Below are 20,603 nucleotides of genomic sequence, written 5' to 3'. Positions count from 1 at the left end.
AAAACAGTGTGCAAATGCGCAAGTAAGTAATAGGAGAGGATTTTTACGAATGAAAAGAAAGAAAATCAAGAATCAACTACTTGTTTTAACAAGTATTCTCGTTCTTCTGAGTTTGGAAGTCGCTCCAGTTGTTACGTTGGCTGCAGAATTACCAAGTAGCTCGCTACAAACAGCTTTGTCCTCGGAAACGACAATTACTTCGGAAGAAAAAGTAACCGAAACAACTGTTGCTACATCGACAACGTCCACTAGTAGTTCGTCATCTGAATCAAGTAGTTTTACCGATACGACTACCGAATCAACGAGTCAGTCAACGACAGAAACGACAACCACAAATACTAGTTCTGAAACAAAAAAAGAACCTACAGAGCCAACGGTATCATCAGAAATCACGCAGCCTGTTGAACAATCGCAACCACCACAAGTTCCTGTGACCAAGCAAGAACCTGAAGAACCTATTCAAGTTCCTGAAGCCACCAATAACGTTGTTGAAGAAAATCAGGCTGTATCGTTAAATCCGTCCCTCAAAGTAGATGAAATCGCTTCTTCAAATTTAAAAGGCTACGAACTTCCACTGTTGTCGTCTTTTGGCGAAAAGAAACGGGCAGTCGTGGTGGCTGAAGCATTAAGACACATTGGGAAAACAAAAAAAGAATTTAATTTGACGGAGCAAGCATTGACCAGTAGTTTCCTTGCCCAAAAAATTTACCAACAATTATTTAAAATAGACATTGGCAGTACACCGCAAGAACAAATGACATTTGGTAAAGTTCGTTCTATAGAGGAGGCAGAACCTGGTGATCTGATTTTTTGGCAAACAGCTGAAGGAAAAACGCTTCAAAATGGTGTTTATCTTGGCCAAGGAAAATATTTAATTGCCGCAGCGGAAGCGGATTCTAAGGAGGAACCAGAAGTAATCGCTCAGTTAGAGAATATCTATACTGCCAAACAACAACCAGACTCAAAAGAGGAAAAACGCTTGGTAGTGACTAATCCTTTTAAGGAGTTCACATTAACGGAGTATGGCAAAGAAGTTTTAGCAACATATGGTGCGTCATTTGAAATGCAGAAGTCAGAACAAACCACAGCGTTTATTAAAAAAATTGGTGAGACTGCCAGAGAACTTGGCGAAAAATACGATGTTTTTGCATCAGTGATGATAGCTCAGGCTATTTTAGAAAGTGGCTCTGGCGAAAGTCAACTAGCCAAAGAACCTTATTATAATCTCTTTGGCGTGAAAGGTTCGTTCCAAGGAAATAGTGTCAGCTTTTCAACAAAAGAGGCTGATCAGAGGGGCCAACTTTATACAATTTCCGCTGGGTTTCGCGATTACGGTGGCTATAATGACTCACTGCAAGATTATGTTCAATTACTCCGACAAGGGATTGACGGAAATCAAGATTTTTATAAACCAGCGTGGCGTTCGGAAGCCAAAAACTACCTTCAAGCAACGCGTTTTTTAACAGGTAAATATGCAACAGACAAGCAATACGATAATAAATTAAATTCGTTAATTGCGGTTTATAACTTAACGCAATTTGATTTACCAAAAACAGTGGACAGTTTGATTATCCAATCTAAAAATGAGCTGTCGGAAGCGGAACAGCAACAAATGCATTTTCCAGTCTATGATGGGATCAATTATAATCGAAGTGGTAGCTATCCCGTGGGCCAATGTACGTGGTATGTCTATAATCGTTTCAAACAGTTGGGCACTTCTGTGGATGAATTTATGGGAAATGGCAGTGACTGGGGAAGAAAAGGACGTGCATTAGGCTATCAAGTTAGTTCATTGCCTAAAGCTGGTCGTGCGATTAGTTTCCAACCAGGAGTTGCTGGCGCAGATAATCAATATGGACATGTTGCTTTTGTTGAAGCGGTCACTTCTGATGGAATCATTATTTCTGAAAGCAATGTCATCAATGATCAAACGATTTCGTATCGTGTCTTACCTAATGCAATTGCTTATAGTAGTGGCGTGACCTACATTGGCGCTTAATCGACTCATTCAACAGGAAGAAGTGTGGATGTTTAAGTAAAAAATTAGCACAATAATCCATGTGTGAACTAACAAATTAAAATAACCAGAATCGACCAATGAATTGATTTTGTCATGTATAAAATGACAAGAACAGTTTGGCGGTTGATTCTTTGTTTTTCATCAACGAAGAGACAATAGTCCTCATGATTCGTTAGAAAAAGATGAATAGTCCAAAGTACTCTTTCTTGATGCTTTGTTATTTTATGTTTTTGTTTGCAGGAAACTACTGAAATCGCTATACTAAATTTATGTGAATATACTAACAGACAATCAATTTTTTATCTCTTTTATTGGTGTATAAATTGATTGAACATTATAATCATTTGTCTTTTGTTGTGTAATTTTATATCTTCTTGAGAAAGGGATGAGTGAACAAATGGCTATTTATATATTAGAAGACCAAATTATTCAAGCAAAAGCGTTAGAAGCATTGGTAACAAATATCCTACATTCAAGAAATATTTATAATGAAACAATCCATTTATTTTCACGTTCAGATGAATTATTACAAGTGGCACACCAGGACGCCCAACTAAATATCTTTTTCCTAGATATTCAAATGAACAATCATATCCAGGCAGGATTTGAGGTTGCTAAAGAAATTAGAAAAACAGACAGTGAAAGTCTGATTGTATTTATTTCTACTCACACAGAATTAGTTTTAACTTCCTACAAATATATGGTTTCAGCTCTTCAATTTATTCAAAAGAACGTGGATTTTCTAGATTTCCGAAAAGAAGTTGAAACATGTGTCGACGCATATATTCAACAAAAAGAAAATATAAAGACAAAAAGTGAATATATTATCATTAACTTAAAAGCGTCTTCTATAAAAATGGATATTAATGATATTTATTTCTTTCAAACGGAATACGATCATCGTGTGTCAATGGTTGGTAAAAATTTTAAAAGAGAATTTTATGGAACGTTATCAAAAATTGAACAACTGCATCCAGATTTGATTAGAGTCCATCAATCAATCATCATCAATAAAAAATATGCGTCAAAATTAAATTATAAAACGCATCTTTTAACTATGAGAGACGGAACGGAAGTACCAGTCTCAAGAAGATATTATACTCAGGTCAAGGCACTATTTCTTACTTAGGGAGGGATAATGACTAATTAAGGAATTATCTATCTATTAGTCGCTATATTCGTTATAATTTAGTGCAATACTTGAAGAGGAGGGCGATATGCTAATCGATTGGATTCTAAAAAATATTATGGATATGGATCAGGAAGATCAATCAGGAAAAACACAATGGACAAAGTATTATCTAACCGTTTATTTTTCTGGCTTATTTAATTTTCTGATGATTCTGATTTTATCAGTTTTATTTGGGACGTTAAGCGAAACCTTTATTGTATACGTCGTACTGATTTTTTTACGGCCTGTCGCAGGTGGCTGGCATGCAAAAACTAAATGGCTCTGTCGTCTAGAAAGCATTGTTATCTATGTCGCCATACCATTTGTATTGAAAAATTCTTCTGTGAGCTTACCGTTTATTTATAAAATTCTATTGATTTGCCTCTTAGTTGTATTATTTTATTGGTATGCGCCACAAGGAACAGCAATAGAACCTGTTCAGCCATCTGATTTAAACGTGCTCAAAAAGCAAAGCCTTATAAGGGTGTGTTTACTTATTTTATGTAGTCTGTTTGTCAAAGAAAAGATTGCTTCAGTAATACTCTACGGTCTCGTCATCCAAGGTCTGATGATACTCCCTGTAACAAAAAATTTAATTGAAGGAAGTGTTTTTATGAAATTTGGTAAAAAAATAATTAAAAATGTTATTGAAAAAAGAGTTGCAAAAGTTAGTGATGGTGTGGGAACTAAGCCAAGATTAAATCAAAATTCGCCCAATATATTTGGACAATGGATGGGACAAACTGAAAAACCTAAAAAGAATATTGAAAAATGATTTTGTTGTTATTAGCTACTAACGTTTTGCTTGTATCTAGCTTTATCGTTTTTGTCTTTTTACGAGTAACATTGATCAAGATTGAATGTAAAATACCGTTACTTTCATTGCTTATTGTCATTAATCTTTGTTCGTTTGCGGCATTAATGTTGGGCTACTCTTGGTTGATTTATGCGCTGACAGTCGTTATTTTTACAGGATTTTTACTCATTCACAAAAAGAGGTTCTCAATTTTTAAAGCGATATTTTTGTCTGTTTTTACATTGCTTATGGTTTCGTTTATCAATTACACGGAGCAAACGATTTTAAGTGTTTTTTTTCAACAGATTTATCAAAATAAATTATTATGGATTGCCTCAAATGTTATTCTGTTGCTTATAAATATCTGGATTGCTTTAAAAATTCCCAATAGTGTTTTTTTAAGATTAAATCGTGTGTTAGAAAATAGCCGAATTTTTTTTGGTTGTTTACTTTTATTGTTGATTCTGTTGTTACTTTTTGTGTTTTTGATTTCGCCAGAGATTTCACCTGACTTTATGCGAGGATTTGTCACGGTAAATAGTTCTAAATTGGAGTTATTAATAAGTGTAGGTTTATTTTTAATTCTGATTGGCTTAGTCATTGAAGCTTATTTGGAAGAACAACGTATCAACACTCAATTATTGAATAATTTAACGATTTATACTGAAAAAATAGAATCCATTAACGAAGAGCTAGCGATGTTTCGTCATGATTATAAAAATTTATTGTATAGTTTACAAATTGCTATTTCATACGAAGATATTCTGGAAATCAAAAGAATTTATGAAGAAACGATTGCACCAACCAAAAAAATTATTGATAATGAAGAATTTGAACTTATGAAGTTAAATCGTTTGAAAAATATGGAACTTAAGGCACTCATAAGTATGAAAATTAATACCGCAAAGCAAGCAAAACTAAAAGTGATTGTTGATGTGCCAGAAGTATTTATTCTTGATACATCAATCGACTTAGTGGTTGTGATTCGTTTGTTGGCTATTCTATTAGATAACGCGATTGAAAACAGTGCAAAATCAGAATTGAAAATGTTCGCTATCTCAATTTTCAATAAAAATGAAACACAAGAGTTTGTGATAACAAATAGTGTCCAAGCCGAATTTGATTTTAAGGTTATGAAGAAAACCAAATTTAGTTCTAAAAGTAACCCAGAAGAGCACGGTTGGGGATTGTTATATGTAAAAGAAATTGTTGATTTTTCAGATCAATTTGATTTGCAAACGTCCTTCAATGAAGGAGCGGTCACTCAACATTTAATTATTGAAAAAAATCATAACAGTAAAAAAGTTGTTAACGAATGAATTTGTTAACAACTTTTTTGCTATGGTATTGAGTTATGAGGGGCAATACAGGGAAAAATGTCGGCTGATTAAGGAATTTAGATAGTGCCGGTTAGGTAGTTGTCTATAATGAAAATAGCAACAAATATTTACGCAGGGAAAGGGGCGGTCGTTTAACGGGAAAGATTAGGGAGGATAAAGCAATACTTTTGTTGGGAAAAGAAATAAAAGGAAACTGGGGAAGGAGTTAATCGTTTGATGAAGGGAAATAAAATTTTATACATTTTAGGTACAGGCATCTTTGTTGGAAGTTCATGTCTATTTTCTTCACTTTTTGTAGCAGCAGAAGAACAAGTTTATTCAGAAAGTGAAGTTTCAACAGTTTTATCGAAGTTGGAAAAGGAGGCAATTTCTGAGGCAGCTGCTGAACAATATACGGTTGTAGATCGAAAAGAAGATGCGTGGGGGATGAAGCATCTTAAGTTAGAAAAGCAAACGGAAGGCGTTACTGTTGATTCGGATAATGTGATTATTCATTTAGATAAAAATGGTGCAGTAACAAGTGTTACAGGAAATCCAGTTGATCAAGTAGTGAAAATTCAATCGGTTGATGCAATCGGTGAAGAAGGAGTTAAAAAAATTATTGCTTCTGATAATCCAGAAAATAAAGATCTTGTCTTTTTAGCTATTGACAAACGTGTAAATAATGAAGGGCAATTATTTTATAAAGTCAGAGTAACTTCTTCACCAACTGGTGACCCCGTATCATTGGTTTATAAAGTGAACGCTACAGATGGAACAATTATGGAAAAACAAGATTTAACGGAACATGTCGGTAGCGAAGTAACGTTAAAAAACTCTTTTCAAGTAGCGTTTAATGTACCAGTTGAAAAAAGCAATACGGGAATTGCTTTACACGGAACGGATAACACAGGGGTTTACCATGCAGTAGTTGATGGCAAAAATAATTATTCTATTATTCAAGCGCCATCACTAGCAGCATTAAATCAGAATGCTGTTGACGCCTATACGCATGGAAAATTTGTGAAAACATATTATGAAGATCATTTCCAACGACACAGTATTGATGATCGAGGGATGCCCATCTTGTCAGTTGTTGATGAACAACATCCAGATGCTTATGACAATGCTTTTTGGGATGGAAAAGCAATGCGTTATGGTGAAACAAGTACACCAACAGGAAAAACGTATGCTTCCTCTTTAGATGTAGTTGGTCATGAAATGACACATGGTGTAACGGAACATACTGCCGGTTTAGAATATTTAGGACAATCAGGTGCGTTGAATGAATCTTATTCTGATTTGATGGGTTATATTATTTCGGGTGCATCTAATCCAGAAATTGGTGCGGATACTCAGAGTGTTGACCGAAAAACAGGTATTCGAAATTTACAAACGCCAAGTAAACACGGACAACCAGAAACCATGGCTCAATACGACGATCGAGCACGGTATAAAGGAACGCCTTATTATGATCAAGGCGGTGTTCATTATAATAGTGGAATTATTAATCGGATTGGTTACACCATTATCCAGAACTTAGGCATTGAAAAAGCACAGACTATTTTCTACAGCTCGTTAGTAAATTACTTAACACCTAAAGCACAATTCAGTGATGCTCGTGATGCGATGCTTGCTGCTGCAAAAGTTCAATATGGCGATGAAGCAGCTTCAGTGGTGTCAGCAGCCTTTAACTCTGCTGGAATCGGAGCTAAAGAGGACATTCAGGTAAACCAACCAAGTGAATCTGTTCTGGTCAATGAATGAAAAAAATTCCCCAATTAAATAAAAATGGATAAGGAGTGGCATAATCTTATGAAAAAGTTCTCCATACGAAAAATTAGTGCTGGTTTTTTGTTTCTGATTTTAGTAACTTTGATCGCCGGTTTTAGCTTGTCTGCAAATGCAGAAGAGTATATCGTTCCTGCCGAAAGTCATTCACGACAAAAAAGATCGTTACTGGACCCTGAGGACAGAAGACAAGAAGTGGCAGATACAACCGAAGCGCCTTTTGCGTCAATCGGAAGAATCATTTCCCCTGCCAGTAAACCAAGCTATATTTCTTTAGGAACAGGCTTTGTTGTTGGAACTAATACAATTGTCACCAATAATCATGTGGCTGAAAGTTTTAAGAATGCCAAAGTATTAAATCCGAATGCCAAAGATGATGCTTGGTTTTATCCAGGTCGAGATGGCAGTGCGACACCATTTGGCAAATTCAAAGTGATTGATGTAGCTTTTTCCCCGAATGCGGATATTGCGGTCGTGACTGTCGGCAAACAAAATGATCGTCCGGATGGCCCAGAGTTGGGAGAAATTTTAACGCCATTTGTTTTGAAAAAGTTTGAATCTTCAGATACCCATGTAACAATATCAGGCTATCCAGGTGAGAAAAACCACACGCAATGGTCTCATGAAAATGATTTGTTTACATCTAACTTTACAGACTTAGAAAATCCATTACTATTTTATGATATCGATACAACAGGTGGTCAATCTGGTTCACCAATCTATAATGCTCAGTTTGAAGTAGTTGGTGTTCATTCCAATGGCGGTATTAAGCAAACAGGAAATCATGGTCAAAGACTAAATGAAGTGAATTATAACTTTATTGTCAATCGAGTGAATGAAGAAGAAAATAAACGTTTATCCGCTGTGCTAGCAGCGTAAAGAATCATAAAAATACTCGGAATTTCCAGAATCACAGGAAATCTCGAGTATTTTTGTTTTTTAAGATAGTGTAAGTTACGATAAAAGTACCTTGTAATTATCGGTTAAAAGCATATAATAGTGCTGAAAAGAAGGCAAATAATCCGATTAAGTTAGTATTTCTAACCCATCATAACTCGTAATGATTTCATGCTTTTGAGATAAAGCCGCCATCTCCGCATAAGACAAGCCGCCATTGTGAGAAAAATGGTTGGCAACGTAAATCGTTTTATCTGTGACGAGTTTTCTTTCTTTTAATTCTGCAATTAATTTTAAATTTTCTTCCCAATTCATATGACTATTGCCAGTTTCGTTTGTTTGACTAGTACAATCTAAAGAAACAATACTAAGAAGTAAGTGGCTCTTTTCAAGATATTCAAACATTTCTGACGTAAAGTAACCTGTATCATGGGTGGATAAAAAAGCATCTTTACCATCGTCAATAACGAAAATAAAACAATCTTCACTGAAATTTCCATGTTGTGCAGGAAGGGGATAAATCGTATAGTTCGCAATAGTAAAACATTTGTAGGGCTGAATAATCTGATACTGTAATCGGGTATCGTCTTGGCGACCTTCTAAATCAAAGGCGCGCTGATAAAACGTCTTAACTGCTTCATTTCCGTAAACAGTTAAACGATTGGGAATATCTAATGCATAACCAGACATTCGATAAGCCAAATCCTCGCCGTAAAAATGATCGGAATGCCAATGAGAGATTAGTAAAGAGTCAAAGTCTGCAAAACACAAGTCGTACTGCAACAGGTGTAAATAAGAATCCCCTGGAAAATCAATCAGCAGGACATCATCAATAATTAATTGAGTTTGTGTACGAATTTCTCGTCCTTTTTTCTCTCGAGCGTACTTACATAATTTACAATTACAAAAAATTCCTGGAATCCGTTCTGCTGCACCCGTACCTAAATAGTTGATTTTCATTGGGAGTACCTAACCTTTCTTTGACATTCTTCATACTTAGTAGATAACGCTGAACTTTAAAGTAAATGGGCATGGAAACTGAAACATTTGTTGTGTCCATCTTACCTTTTTTAGAAAAGAATTGAAATGGAATTTCTTAAGTAAATTTGCGTAAAATAGAAAAAGCTAGACGCCTTTTTTAATAAGCTGAATTTGTTGCGAATGTTCATGCTATTTCCGAGAAAAAGTTTTACCAAAGGCACTTTCATATTCATCTACTATTAGTTATAGAAAAATAACAAGATGGACATAGCTTATTAGAGCAAAAATAACTACGCTATTGATAAAGAGTGAGGCGTGTTTTGAACAGGTTGCGTGGGCAAATGAATTTGAATAAAAGGGATGACAAAAGATGACTATTGAAAAATTAGAATATTTTTATACCATTGCAAAATATAATAGTATTTCCAAAGCAGCCTCTGAACTCCATGTTAGTAAATCAACCTTAAGTGCGTCATTAAAAGATTTGGAAAGTGAATTGGGCCATTTACTTTTTGACCGTAACGGTAATTCTTTGACGTTAAATTCCTATGGTGATAAAATCGTCCAATCTGTATATATCATTTTAAACGAGGCCAAGAAAATGAAACTTAATTTGCATGAAATGATTGAGAATCCAGTGATGCGTTTAGGTTTTGGAAATACGTCCTTGATGTATAAAGTGACAGAGAATGAGGATCAACTGAATCGTTTTTGGGAATGTTACCATGGTTCATCGTTTGAGTTATTGAATAAATTGGAGAATCATGAGTTGGATTTTGTGATTACTTCTGCAGATGTGAATAGTCCAGTTTTAAAGAAAGAACAATTAATTGAACTAAAAATGTATCTTTGTGTTTCAAGAGAAATTAAACAAGAAATTGAGGAAGAAGGCTTCACCTGTTTGACCAACTATCCATTTCTATTTTTGCCTCATCACTTAGATCATTTAGAAGCTACCAAGAGTGTGCTAGAAATGTTGCAATTAACAAGTCCGCTTGTTTGTTGCTACGATACATTGATGCTTACTCGTCTCATTGAAAAAGGTAAAGGAGTTTATGCGGTAATCTCTCTTCGGAAAGAACAACTGCAGGAAATTGATTCTAAACTCTTCTTTTTACCGATTGAACGAAAACAAAAATTTTATTTATACCGAAATGTTTCCAGTTCGGTTTTTGTCCAACCTGGTCAAATCAAGGCAACTTTACAAAAGTTGCTAGAGACTTAGCCATTAAAATTACTTTGGAATAGTTACCAAAAATAGCTTTATTCGCTTAGATTTACTTCTGCTGCGGATAAGGCTATTTTTGTTGTTCATTGTTTAAAAGAGATGCTCAATTATGGGGCTGTTCGATATTTCTGAACAGAATGTTCAATTATTTAATAACTTAAGAATCGATAAATCGTATCTATTACGGTTCAATTTAAAGGGGTTCTGGTGTATAGTTTGGCTATCTAAAGATTTACTTTTTTAAATATAAAATAACTAAATGGCAAGGAATATAAAGAACTGTTGATACGTGAGTACTTGCGATAACTGTGTCGTTAGAAGTTTAAGTGTCATTGTTGCTTTTCCTGTTTTATGTAGTTGCTAGAAAGGACTGTTTTTATGATCGATAGAAAAAAAGTTATTTTGTATACTTGTTGCATGAGTTTGTTTGTAGTGACCATGGATGTTACGGTTGTCAATGTGGCGTTACCATCCATTCAAAGTGATTTTCACACGAATCTGTCTACATTACAGTGGGTAACAGATGGGTACACTTTAATGGTAGCATCCTTATTATTGTTGTCTGGGTCTACAGCAGATCGAATTGGCCGTAAACGAGTTCTTCAATTGGGCTTAGCCTGTTTTGGTTTAGCGTCTTTCCTATGTGGGATTTCGCAAACCCCAGGGCAATTGATCGCGTTTCGCATGTTGCAAGGGATTGGTGGTTCTATGTTAAATCCGGTAGCAATGTCTATTATTACACAGGTATTTACTGAAAAGTTAGAACGAGCGAAAGCAATTGGCTTGTGGGGCTCTGTTACAGGGATTTCCTTAGGCATGGGTCCGATTATTGGCGGACTGATTGTTTCTTATTTTAGCTGGCGGTATGTCTTTTTTGTAAATGTACCGATCATTGCTGCGGCAATCATCCTTACACAAAAGTTTGTACCAGAGTCAAAAGTAGAGAAAACGGCGAAAAATGATTTTGTTGGTCAAGCATTGATGATTCTTTTTCTATTTAGTTCTATCTATTCCATTATCGGACTACCTAGAAAAGGGCTTTTCGCGCCTGATATTTTAAGTACTGGGATAATCGGCTGCTTAGCCATTGCCATTTTCTTTATTTATGAATATAACATTGACAATCCGTTAATCAACCCGCGTTTCTTTTTATCTATTCCATTTACATCGGCTTCTTTTTTAGCTATTTTTGGCTTTATCATATATAACGGCTATTTATTTTTAAACACGCTATATTTGCAAGAAATGAGAGGCTTCAGCCCGTTGGAAGCTGGCTTATCAACCATTCCTTTGGCTTTTGTTAGTTTTCTTGTTGCACCGAGAGCCGGCGAAATGGTAGGGAGAATAGGGACGAAACGTCCTATTATGCTTTGTGGTATTTCAATGTTGGCTGTTAGCTTTTTACAATTATTTGTAACTAAAACAACGCCTATGATTATTTTATTTGTTATTTATATCTTTTTAGGCATTGGGTTTGGGATGTTAAATTCGCCGATTACCATTACAGCGATTGAAGGAATGCCACTTTCTCAGTCAGGAACGGCAGCAGCCATTGCGGTGACATGTAAGCAAATTGGCAATTCTTTAGGGGTTGCGCTACCAAGTCTTTTAATTACAAAGCCTATTACTAGTTCGCTTACTCGAACACCTTTTACAAACGTATGGCTTTTATTTGGATGTTGCGCCATTGCGATTATCTTTTTAAGTTATTTATCCAATTCTCCGCTAGCGAAAAAGTCATTGCGCAGAGTTAGGTTTTATTTTTAACAAATCAAGATTTTTTTGAAGGGAAAGGAAGACAAACTTAGATGAAAAAAATAAATAACCGATTAGGACTCTTTTTATTTTTTGTTTTACTCTTTTGGGCAAAAACGATTCTGGCGTATTACCTAGATTTCTCATTGGGCGTTAAGGGCAGTCTCCAACGAGAAATTTTATGGTTCAATCCAGTTGCTACTACGCTGTTATTATTTGGCTTTAGTTTGTATTTTAAAAAGCATAAAACATTTATGCTTAGCTTAACTCTTTTAAATGTTTTAAATACATTAATTTTATATTTGAATATTATTTTTTATCGTGAATTCACTGACTTTATTACCATCCAATCTGTTTTTGGCTTTTCAAAAGTTTCAGAAGGGATTTCTGGTGATTTACTTGCTTTAATGAGAGTCCACGATGTCTTTTATTGGCTAGATACTTTAGTACTGCTCGTTTTGGTATTTTACTCTTTTAAACAGCGACGGAATCATCAAGTCTTTATGACCAAACCTATCAACAGAAGATTGGCAATCTCAATTAGTTGTTTAAGTGTCTTGCTCTTTTCGGTTAACTTATTTTTAAGCGAAACCGATCGTCCTCAATTGCTTCAAAGAATTTTTGACCGTAATTATATTGTAAAATATCTTGGCTTGGATGCATTCACAGCCATCGATGGTGTCAAAACAGCCATGTCAAATGAGGTAAGAGCAGAAGCTAGTTCAAACGAATTACCTGAAATCATGAAATTTACCAAGCAAAACAATTTACCGCTTAATCCGCAGTATGCCGGGATTGCCAAAGGGAAAAATATATTTGTGATTCATTTAGAAAGTTTTCAACAATTTTTGATTAATATGAAAGTCCAAGGCCAAGAGGTTACACCGTTTTTAAATCAGCTTTATCAAAACAAAGCGACAATCAGTTTTGATAATTTCTTTCATGAAGTAGGGCAAGGAAAAACGAGTGATGCGGAGAACATGTTGGAAACAGGAACATTCGGGTTACCGCAAGGCTCTCTTTTTACACAATTAGGATCAGACAATACTTTCGAAGCGGCTCCCGCAGTTTTAGGACAAAAAGGCTATACAACCGCTGTTTTCCATGGGAATGTGGGGAGTTTTTGGAATCGAGACCATGTGTATAAAAACTTAGGTTATCAATACTTTTTTGATCGGTCATATTTTTCAAAAGATGACAAAATGCTAGGTTACGGTATTTTAGATAAACAATTGTTGCGTGAATCAGCTAGTGAGCTTGAGCATTTACAGCAGCCATTCTATGCGAAGTTTTTAACTGTGACCAATCATACCCCTTATTATACGGATGACCAAAACTTCCCGTTTCCTAAATTGAACACAGGCAATTCGATTGTGGATGATTATGTTCGAACAGCGCACTATTTGGATCAATCGCTAGAACAATTTTTCCATTACTTGCAAACAACAAGTTTATACAATCATTCTATTTTTGTTATTTATGGTGACCACTTCGGTATTTCAGATGCGAACAACAAGGACTTATGTAAAGCCTTCAACCGCGATCCAAAAACGTGGACAAACTATGACAATGCGCAATTGCAAAGAGTACCTTTGATGTTTTACATGCCAGGCTATACGCAAGGGAAAATCATGCACGAATATGGTGGGGAAATTGACGTTTTACCGACACTGTACCATCTTTTAGGTGTCAATGATAAAAATTATATCCATTTTGGCACGGACCTTTTATCTCCTCAATATAAACAAGTGGTTCCTTTTAGAAATGGCGATTTTGTAACGCCTCAATTTTCGTATCTAGGTGGGGAAATCTACAATAATCAAGGAAAAAAATTAGACCAAGTTCCAGCAGATTTAAAAGCAGAAGTCACGAAAGATAACGATTGGGTGAAAAAATCGTTAAGTTTATCTGACAAATTAAATCAGGAAAACCTTTTACGTTTTTATAAACCACAAGGATTCCAAGAAGTGCAACCAAAGGACTACAACTATGATGTGGCTTTTGAAAAAAACAAAGTCTTAGAAGTAGAAAAACAAAAAAATGCACAATCAACCAGCTTGTTTAGTCAAAATGGCAATCAAACGACAGTCCAAAATTATCCGACTACGCCATAGATCATTTAAGAAGGATAACTTTTGGAAGGGAAAGAGAATCATATATGAAGTGAAAGAGGTCAGAACAGAGTCGTTTATTTTCGAAGCAATTGGTTCTGTTTCCGCCATTTATCAGGTTTTGAGCCTGGAACAAAAATCCAAAGTGATTTTTGTCCCAGGCTTTTTCGCTCTTTTATTGAGTAAGAAGTCAGTTTAGAATTTATATTAAGTTTTGCTGTACATTTTAAAATTACCATCAACAGAAAATACAACAGGCGAATTTTTAGATAAAAAAATTAGTAAAACAAGTATTAAATAAATAGTATTTTTGAGGATAAAGTAAGAGAAATGTTGTTTTTTTAATAGTTGTTAACGGAAAACAAAATTATTTTATAGCCATAAAATATATTTTTATTATAATTATATTATAAAATAATGAGCATATGATTTGCAGATAAGTTTTTCAGGGCCTATTCTGAATAGTAACTTAGCTATAAAAATAAAAGAGGAGAGTGGTTTTGATGAGAAAAAATCAGAAGATTGTGCCAATTGTGACAGCTTCAGACGAAAATTATGCTCCTTATTTGAATGTAATGATGACAACTGTTTTAGAAAATTGTCATGCGGAGAGATCTGTTCATTTTTATGTGATTGATGATGGGCTGTCGCTATCTAGCAAAAAAGCACTCCGAGAAACGGTTAGTAGTATCTCACAAAGTGCGACTGTTGAATTTCTAACAGCAGACAAAGAAGTCTATCAAAATTTTTTAGTGAGTGATCATATTACAACGACCGCATACTTACGCATTTCTTTACCGTCACTTTTACAAAAATATAGCTATAAAAAGGTTCTTTATTTAGATGCAGATACGCTGGTTTTAGATGATATTGTCCAGTTGTATGATACGCCATTAGTGAACCAAACGATTGGCGCGGTTATTGATCCTGGTCAAGCATATGCCTTGAAACGTTTGGGCATCCATTCCTCCGATTATTATTTTAATTCAGGAGTTATGATTATTGATATTGACCGATGGTACGAGAAAGCAATCACGCAAAAAACAATTCAGTATCTAGAAGAAAATGGGGACCGCATAGTTTATCATGACCAAGATGCTTTAAACGCCGTTCTTTATGAAGATTGGCTAGCTTTAGAACCAAGATGGAATATGCAGACGTCTTTAGTTTTTAATCGTCATGAAGCGCCTAATGAGGCTTACCAAAAATTATATGCAGCGGGAAATCAAGAGCCAGCGATTATTCATTTTACTGGTCACGATAAACCCTGGAATACGTTAGAAAATCATCCTTATACAGCTCTTTATCTAAACAAGTTAAAGAAAGTAGGTGCAAGAAATGGAAAATAGAAAAGAATTAGCGATTGTCTCATGTTGCAATACCAACTTTGTACCGCATCTTGCTGCTATGTTTGTTTCAATTTTAGAAAATAGTCCTTCAGCGGCAGCTGTTCATTTTTATGTAATTGATGACAATATCAATTTTGAAAGCAAGCAACTATTGTACTTTACGATTAAACATACCCAACTCAATGCAGAGTTAACATTTTTAAAAATCAACCCCCATTTTTTCAAAAATGTTGTAACCAGTGAACGAATTCCCAAAACAGCTTACTACAGGATTGCTATTCCAGAGCTGTTTAGAGGAAGCCAGATCGAACGGCTGTTGTATATGGACTGTGACATGATTGCCTTAGATGATGTCGCAAAATTATGGACAGTTGATTTAGGTGAAAATATCATTGCCGCTGTTGAAGATGCAGGGTTCCATCAACGTTTGGAAAAAATGGCGATTCCTGCAGAATCTATGTGTTATTTTAACTCAGGCTTGTTGCTAATCGATGTTAAAAAATGGTTGAATTTAGATGTAACCACTAAAGTCTTAAGATTTATTGAAGAAAATCCAGATAAATTACGTTTCCATGATCAAGATGCATTGAATGCGGTTTTACACGACTGTTGGACCCTGTTGCATCCTAAGTGGAATGCCCAAGGCTATATTCTGTCAAAAGCGAAAAAACATCCAACTATTTATGGAGAAAGACAATATGACGAAACGAGAAGAGCACCATCCATTATCCACTTTACTGGTCATGTCAAACCTTGGACGAAAGAATTTCAGTGGTATACCAAGCGTTATTATGATCAATATGCGAATAGGACGGCCTTTCGTTGTGTCAACACATTCAATCAATATTTATCTTATACGAAAATTAGCAGAAGGATTGAATATGCTCAATAATGAATATTGTCATGGATTTCGTAAAATCAGTTACTTGTTAGTTGTTGCCAGAACCAAACAATAGAAACGAAGAAGTCGGGATCGAACTGTTTTTCAGATTTTGAGTATGAGACAAAAATCTAAAGTGATTTTTGTCTCATACTCTTTTTTGTCTATTTAAAATAAAGCCAGCAACTGGTATCATATTTAAGGATGGTTTTTTATAAAAAAATGATTTCTTTAGGAAAAAAATATTACAATAAAGAAAAATAAAAAAATGTAAACGTTGTCATTTCAAGGTTATAGCGGTATGAAGATATTTATTAATACTTTTTATTGACAAAATAAAAAAAACCACCGTACTATTGGTTTGTGGTTATAACCAGTTAGGGTAAAGGAGAAAGTTATGGAAAATGCCTTTAAAAACAAAGCTTTGTATCATCAACTTGTTGATTTGCTGCAGGAACGAATCGAAACATGCATGATTCCTCATGACAAGTTGCCCTCTGAACGTGAATTGACTGCACAATATGGAGTGAGTCGGACGACGGTCCGGTTAGCGCTACAAGAACTAGAAAATAGAGGTTCCATCTATCGTCGTCATGGCAAAGGAACATTTGTTTCAGATATAAAAAAAGAGGCCGCTGATTTAGCTGGCGCATATAGTTTTACAGAACAAATGAAAGGGCTGGGTCGAAAACCACATACCCGTATATTATCCTTCGAAAAATTGGAAGCGGATAAATTTATTTGTCAGCATTTGAATCTTTCGTTAGGAGAGGCAGTTTTTAAATTAAGTCGGTTGCGGATTGCTGATAACGAGCCATTAATGGTTGAAGACACATACTTGCCTGTGAAATTTTTCTTATCACTCACGGATCAATTACTACGTAGCAAACCATTATATGATCTATTTTCGGAAGATTTTAAGCAAACCGTTCGTTTAGCTGATGAAGAATTATACGCTAGCATTGCGTCAAAAGAAGATGCCAAATTATTGATGATTCCAGAAGGAGCGCCAGTCCTTCATTTAGCACGCCAGACATATAACATGAAAAATGAAATTATTGAATTTACGTTGAGTGTGGCGCGAGCAGATCAATTTCATTATCAGATACGCCATATTCGGAATAGTTAGGAGAGTTAAGTATGTTTACAGCAGAAAAAGAAGAACTAGAACAACTAGGAGCGGAAATCACGACACGTGAAATTCGTCAGCAACCTGAGCTTTGGCAAGAAACCGTGACACTTTATCATGAAAATCAAACAGCTTTGGAAAACTTTTTAAAAGAAGTCCAAGCCAAAGCGCAAGGAAAACGCACAAGAGTAATTTTTACAGGAGCAGGGACTTCACAATATGTCGGTGATACGGTTGTACCTTATCTCCGAGCACACGGCGACACACAAGCCTTTTCATTCGAAAGTATTGGGACAACGGATATTGTGGCCAAACCAGAAGATTATCTGATTAAAGACGAACCAACACTGTTAGTTTCGTTTGCAAGAAGTGGAAATAGTCCTGAAAGTTTAGCGGCAGTTGAAGTAGCTAATCAAGTGGTTGAAACAATTCATCATTTAGCGATTACTTGTGCTGAAGAAGGACAACTGGCACAAATAAGCCAAAAAGAAGAAAACAGCTTTTTATTCTTAATGCCAACACGTTCCAATGATGGTGGTTTTGCGATGACTGGTAGCTTTTCTTGCATGACCTTGGGTACATTACTACTCTTTGATCAAACAGCCTTTGAGCAAAAACAAGATTATGTAACCGCTCTAATTAAATTAGGTGAAGAAGTGCTATCCCGTGAAGAAGAATTAAATGAAATTGTTAACCTTGATTTTGAACGAATTGTTTATGTTGGTTCTGGAAGTTTAGCTGGTTTGACAAGAGAAGCGCAATTGAAAATTTTAGAACTAACAGCCGGCAAAGTTGCCACAATTTTTGACTCTTCTATGGGCTTCCGTCATGGACCAAAATCATTTATTAATGAAAAAACAATAATGTTTGGTTTTGTTAATAATACGCCATACACAAGAGATTACGACTTGGATATCTTAGAAGAAGTTCACGGTGACGAAATTGCGGCGGGTGTTTTTGCGATTGCTCAACCTGGCAAACGTAATTTCTCAGGTTCAACTATTGAATATTCCGCAGAAACTGCTCTATTACCTGATGGCTATTTAGCATTAGCAGATATCATGGTAGCCCAAACAGTCGCACTTTTAACATCTATTAAAGTTGGAAATAAACCGGATACCCCTTCACCGACAGGTACAGTGAATCGTGTGGTTAAAGGCGTAACGATTTATGACTATAAATAATACAACATTTGGAGGAGGAACTATGCTTACGTTAACAGCTGGAAAAAAAGCGGCAATGGATCGTTTGTCAACCCAAGAAGGAATCATTAGCGCATTAGCCATTGATCAACGAGGTGCCTTGAAAAAAATGATCAAAGCGCTAGATGTAGAGCCAACTGATGCACAAATTGAAACGTTTAAAGAATTAGTCTCGAAAGAATTGACACCTTATGCGTCCGCCATTTTATTGGATCCTGAATATGGATTGCCTGCTGCAAAAGCACGCGATACCGAGGCTGGATTGTTACTCGCTTATGAAAAAACGGGCTATGATGCAACAACTCCGGGACGATTGCCTGATTTACTAGCAGATTGGTCTGTTTTACGCTTGAAAGAAGAAGGCGCAGATGCGATTAAATTTTTACTATACTATGATGTGGATGAGGATCCAGAAATCAATCATCAAAAACATGTATTCATTGAACGCTTAGGAAGTGAATGTGCAGAAGAAGACCTACCATTTTACTTAGAATTAGTTTCTTATGATGCACAAATAGCAGATGCGACTTCTTTAGAATATGCAAAAGTTAAACCGCATAAAGTGAATGAAATGATGAAAGAATTTTCTAAACCCCAATATAAAGTAGATGTATTGAAAGTGGAAGTTCCAGTTAATATGAATTTTGTAGAAGGTTTTGCGCCGGCTGAAACAGCGTATACAAAAGAGGAAGCGGCGAATTATTTCTTAGAACAAAGTCAAGCCACTGATTTACCATTTATCTTTTTAAGTGCCGGTGTCTCAACAGAGCTATTCCAAGAAACACTACGTTTCGCTAAAGAAGCTGGTTCAACATTTAATGGTGTTTTATGTGGCCGTGCTACGTGGAAAAATGGCGTGAAACCTTTCGTTGAAGCAGGAGAAACTGCGGCTTGTGATTGGTTAAAAACAGAAGGCCGAGAAAACATTGAAAGTTTAAATGAAGTCATCGCAGCAACCGCCAGCTCTTGGCATGCGAAAGTTCAAGTAAACGAAGGGTAATTGGGAGGCATAGCTGTGATAGTAACAGTAACAATGAATCCGTCAATTGACATCTCCTACCTATTAGATCATCTAAAGCTTGATACCGTTAATCGGACCAGTCAGGTGACCAAAACCCCTGGTGGCAAAGGATTAAATGTCACTCGCGTTATACATGATTTAGGTGGAGATGTTATCGCTACCGGCGTTCTTGGTGGTTTTCATGGGGCGTTTATTGCAAACGAGTTAAAGAAAGCAAACATCCCCCAAGCATTTACGTCAATCAAAGAAGAAACGCGTGATTCGATTGCGATTTTGCACGAAGGGAATCAAACTGAAATTTTAGAAGCTGGACCGACTGTTTCCCCAGAAGAAATCAGTAACTTCCTTGAAAATTTCGATCAATTAATTAAGCAAGCAGAAATTGTCACAATTTCTGGCAGTTTAGCGAAAGGATTACCATCAAATTTTTATCAAGAATTAGTTCAAAAAGCTCACGCACAAGAGGTTAAAGTACTACTAGATACTTCTGGAGATAGTTTAAGGCAAGTTCTTCAAGGACCATGGAAACCGTATTTAATTAAACCTAACTTAGAGGAACTAGAAGGATTACTAGGACAAGATTTTTCAGAAAATCCATTAGCAGCTGTGCAAACAGCTTTAACAAAACCAATGTTTGCTGGAATTGAATGGATTGTCGTATCTTTAGGAAAAGATGGTGCAATTGCCAAACATCACGATCAATTCTATCGTGTAAAAATTCCAACGATTCAAGCTAAAAATCCTGTTGGTTCAGGAGATGCAACCATTGCTGGTCTTGCCTATGGACTAGTCAAGGATGCACCAGCTGCCGAACTGCTAAAATGGGGCATGGCGGCTGGAATGGCTAATGCCCAAGAAAGAACGACTGGGCATGTAGACGTAGAGAACGTGAAGAAACATCTTATGAACATCCAAGTAGTTGAAATTGCTAAATAAAGAGCTTTCTTTATTTA

At 35.8% G+C, this 20,603-nt stretch carries 16 protein-coding genes; 15 read left to right on the top strand and 1 reads right to left on the bottom strand.

The genetic code is table 11. The features are described 5' to 3' along the window. Positions 1-49 precede the first annotated feature (49 nt). From IGK72_RS07810 to sprE, 6 genes are all read left to right on the top strand, one after another. On the top strand, positions 50-1,999 hold the full coding sequence (locus tag IGK72_RS07810) for an amidase domain-containing protein (RefSeq protein ID WP_023895625.1): 1,950 nt from the start codon (positions 50-52) through the stop codon (positions 1,997-1,999). Between the two features lie 418 nt (positions 2,000-2,417). Beyond that, on the top strand, positions 2,418-3,149 hold the full coding sequence (fsrA, locus tag IGK72_RS07805) for a response regulator FsrA (RefSeq protein ID WP_002414298.1): 732 nt from the start codon (positions 2,418-2,420) through the stop codon (positions 3,147-3,149). An 88-nt stretch (positions 3,150-3,237) separates the two neighbouring features. After that, entirely contained in the window at positions 3,238-3,966 is a 729-nt protein-coding gene (locus IGK72_RS07800) for an accessory gene regulator AgrB (protein WP_002377181.1), read from the top strand. Further along, a complete protein-coding gene (gene fsrC / locus IGK72_RS07795; RefSeq protein WP_165548498.1) occupies positions 3,963-5,306 on the top strand; it encodes a sensor histidine kinase FsrC in 1,344 nt (447 codons plus the stop codon). Before IGK72_RS07800 ends, fsrC begins: the two co-directional genes overlap by 4 nt. A 234-nt stretch (positions 5,307-5,540) precedes the next feature. Then, entirely contained in the window at positions 5,541-7,073 is a 1,533-nt protein-coding gene (gene gelE, locus IGK72_RS07790) for a M4 family metallopeptidase coccolysin (RefSeq protein ID WP_002374632.1), read from the top strand. 48 nt (positions 7,074-7,121) lie between these two features. Continuing rightward, the gene (gene sprE / locus IGK72_RS07785; RefSeq protein WP_010820883.1) at positions 7,122-7,976 is read left to right on the top strand and encodes a serine proteinase SprE; all 855 of its coding nucleotides are present in this window, start codon (positions 7,122-7,124) and stop codon (positions 7,974-7,976) included. Between the two features lie 147 nt (positions 7,977-8,123). Here the strand turns inward: sprE and IGK72_RS07780 are convergent, their stop codons facing one another. After that, a complete protein-coding gene (locus IGK72_RS07780) occupies positions 8,124-8,954 on the bottom strand; it encodes an MBL fold metallo-hydrolase (protein WP_002380389.1) in 831 nt (276 codons plus the stop codon). 391 nt (positions 8,955-9,345) lie between these two features. Here IGK72_RS07780 and IGK72_RS07775 point away from each other — a divergent pair, with 391 nt between their 5' ends. The 9 genes from IGK72_RS07775 to IGK72_RS07735 all read left to right on the top strand — a co-directional run bounded on the left by IGK72_RS07775 (position 9,346) and on the right by IGK72_RS07735 (position 20,586). Beyond that, positions 9,346-10,200: a LysR family transcriptional regulator gene (locus IGK72_RS07775; protein WP_023895626.1), complete on the top strand. Its 855-nt coding sequence runs from the start codon at positions 9,346-9,348 to the stop codon at positions 10,198-10,200. Between the two features lie 381 nt (positions 10,201-10,581). Beyond that, entirely contained in the window at positions 10,582-11,970 is a 1,389-nt protein-coding gene (locus IGK72_RS07770) for an MFS transporter (RefSeq protein WP_010774631.1), read from the top strand. 41 nt (positions 11,971-12,011) lie between these two features. Then, positions 12,012-14,072: an LTA synthase family protein gene (locus IGK72_RS07765; RefSeq protein WP_023895627.1), complete on the top strand. Its 2,061-nt coding sequence runs from the start codon at positions 12,012-12,014 to the stop codon at positions 14,070-14,072. A gap of 500 nt (positions 14,073-14,572) precedes the next feature. Next, on the top strand, positions 14,573-15,418 hold the full coding sequence (locus IGK72_RS07760; RefSeq protein WP_165548494.1) for a glycosyltransferase family 8 protein: 846 nt from the start codon (positions 14,573-14,575) through the stop codon (positions 15,416-15,418). Further along, positions 15,408-16,310 carry a glycosyltransferase family 8 protein gene (locus IGK72_RS07755; protein WP_023895629.1) on the top strand — a complete coding sequence of 301 codons (903 nt, stop codon included), beginning with the start codon at positions 15,408-15,410 and terminating at the stop codon, positions 16,308-16,310. The genes IGK72_RS07760 and IGK72_RS07755 overlap by 11 nt, the downstream gene beginning before the upstream one ends. A 385-nt stretch (positions 16,311-16,695) precedes the next feature. Further along, complete coding sequence (locus tag IGK72_RS07750; protein ID WP_002360115.1) at positions 16,696-17,427, top strand: GntR family transcriptional regulator; 732 nt, start codon at positions 16,696-16,698, stop codon at positions 17,425-17,427. An 11-nt stretch (positions 17,428-17,438) separates the two neighbouring features. Then, the gene (agaS, locus tag IGK72_RS07745) at positions 17,439-18,611 is read left to right on the top strand and encodes an SIS domain-containing protein (protein ID WP_002357242.1); all 1,173 of its coding nucleotides are present in this window, start codon (positions 17,439-17,441) and stop codon (positions 18,609-18,611) included. Between the two features lie 22 nt (positions 18,612-18,633). Further along, the gene (lacD, locus tag IGK72_RS07740; protein ID WP_002357245.1) at positions 18,634-19,629 is read left to right on the top strand and encodes a tagatose-bisphosphate aldolase; all 996 of its coding nucleotides are present in this window, start codon (positions 18,634-18,636) and stop codon (positions 19,627-19,629) included. A 15-nt stretch (positions 19,630-19,644) separates the two neighbouring features. Continuing rightward, complete coding sequence (locus tag IGK72_RS07735) at positions 19,645-20,586, top strand: hexose kinase (protein WP_207623144.1); 942 nt, start codon at positions 19,645-19,647, stop codon at positions 20,584-20,586. Positions 20,587-20,603 lie beyond the last annotated feature (17 nt).

The organism is Enterococcus sp. DIV0183 (genome assembly GCF_050541505.1).
In the GTDB taxonomy this organism is placed as follows: Bacteria; Bacillota; Bacilli; order Lactobacillales; family Enterococcaceae; genus Enterococcus; species Enterococcus faecalis.
This window is presented reverse-complemented; position numbering and strand designations above follow the sequence as displayed.

Coding starts and splice junctions, on each gene's coding strand:
- IGK72_RS07810 (WP_023895625.1), top strand. CDS start 50: ATGAAAAGAAAGAAAATCAAGAATCAACTACTTGTTTTAACAAGTATT.
- fsrA (WP_002414298.1), top strand. CDS start 2,418: ATGGCTATTTATATATTAGAAGACCAAATTATTCAAGCAAAAGCGTTA.
- IGK72_RS07800 (WP_002377181.1), top strand. CDS start 3,238: ATGCTAATCGATTGGATTCTAAAAAATATTATGGATATGGATCAGGAA.
- fsrC (WP_165548498.1), top strand. CDS start 3,963: ATGATTTTGTTGTTATTAGCTACTAACGTTTTGCTTGTATCTAGCTTT.
- sprE (WP_010820883.1), top strand. CDS start 7,122: ATGAAAAAGTTCTCCATACGAAAAATTAGTGCTGGTTTTTTGTTTCTG.
- IGK72_RS07780 (WP_002380389.1), bottom strand. CDS start 8,954: ATGAAAATCAACTATTTAGGTACGGGTGCAGCAGAACGGATTCCAGGA.
- IGK72_RS07775 (WP_023895626.1), top strand. CDS start 9,346: ATGACTATTGAAAAATTAGAATATTTTTATACCATTGCAAAATATAAT.
- IGK72_RS07770 (WP_010774631.1), top strand. CDS start 10,582: ATGATCGATAGAAAAAAAGTTATTTTGTATACTTGTTGCATGAGTTTG.
- IGK72_RS07765 (WP_023895627.1), top strand. CDS start 12,012: ATGAAAAAAATAAATAACCGATTAGGACTCTTTTTATTTTTTGTTTTA.
- IGK72_RS07760 (WP_165548494.1), top strand. CDS start 14,573: ATGAGAAAAAATCAGAAGATTGTGCCAATTGTGACAGCTTCAGACGAA.
- IGK72_RS07755 (WP_023895629.1), top strand. CDS start 15,408: ATGGAAAATAGAAAAGAATTAGCGATTGTCTCATGTTGCAATACCAAC.
- IGK72_RS07750 (WP_002360115.1), top strand. CDS start 16,696: ATGGAAAATGCCTTTAAAAACAAAGCTTTGTATCATCAACTTGTTGAT.
- agaS (WP_002357242.1), top strand. CDS start 17,439: ATGTTTACAGCAGAAAAAGAAGAACTAGAACAACTAGGAGCGGAAATC.
- lacD (WP_002357245.1), top strand. CDS start 18,634: ATGCTTACGTTAACAGCTGGAAAAAAAGCGGCAATGGATCGTTTGTCA.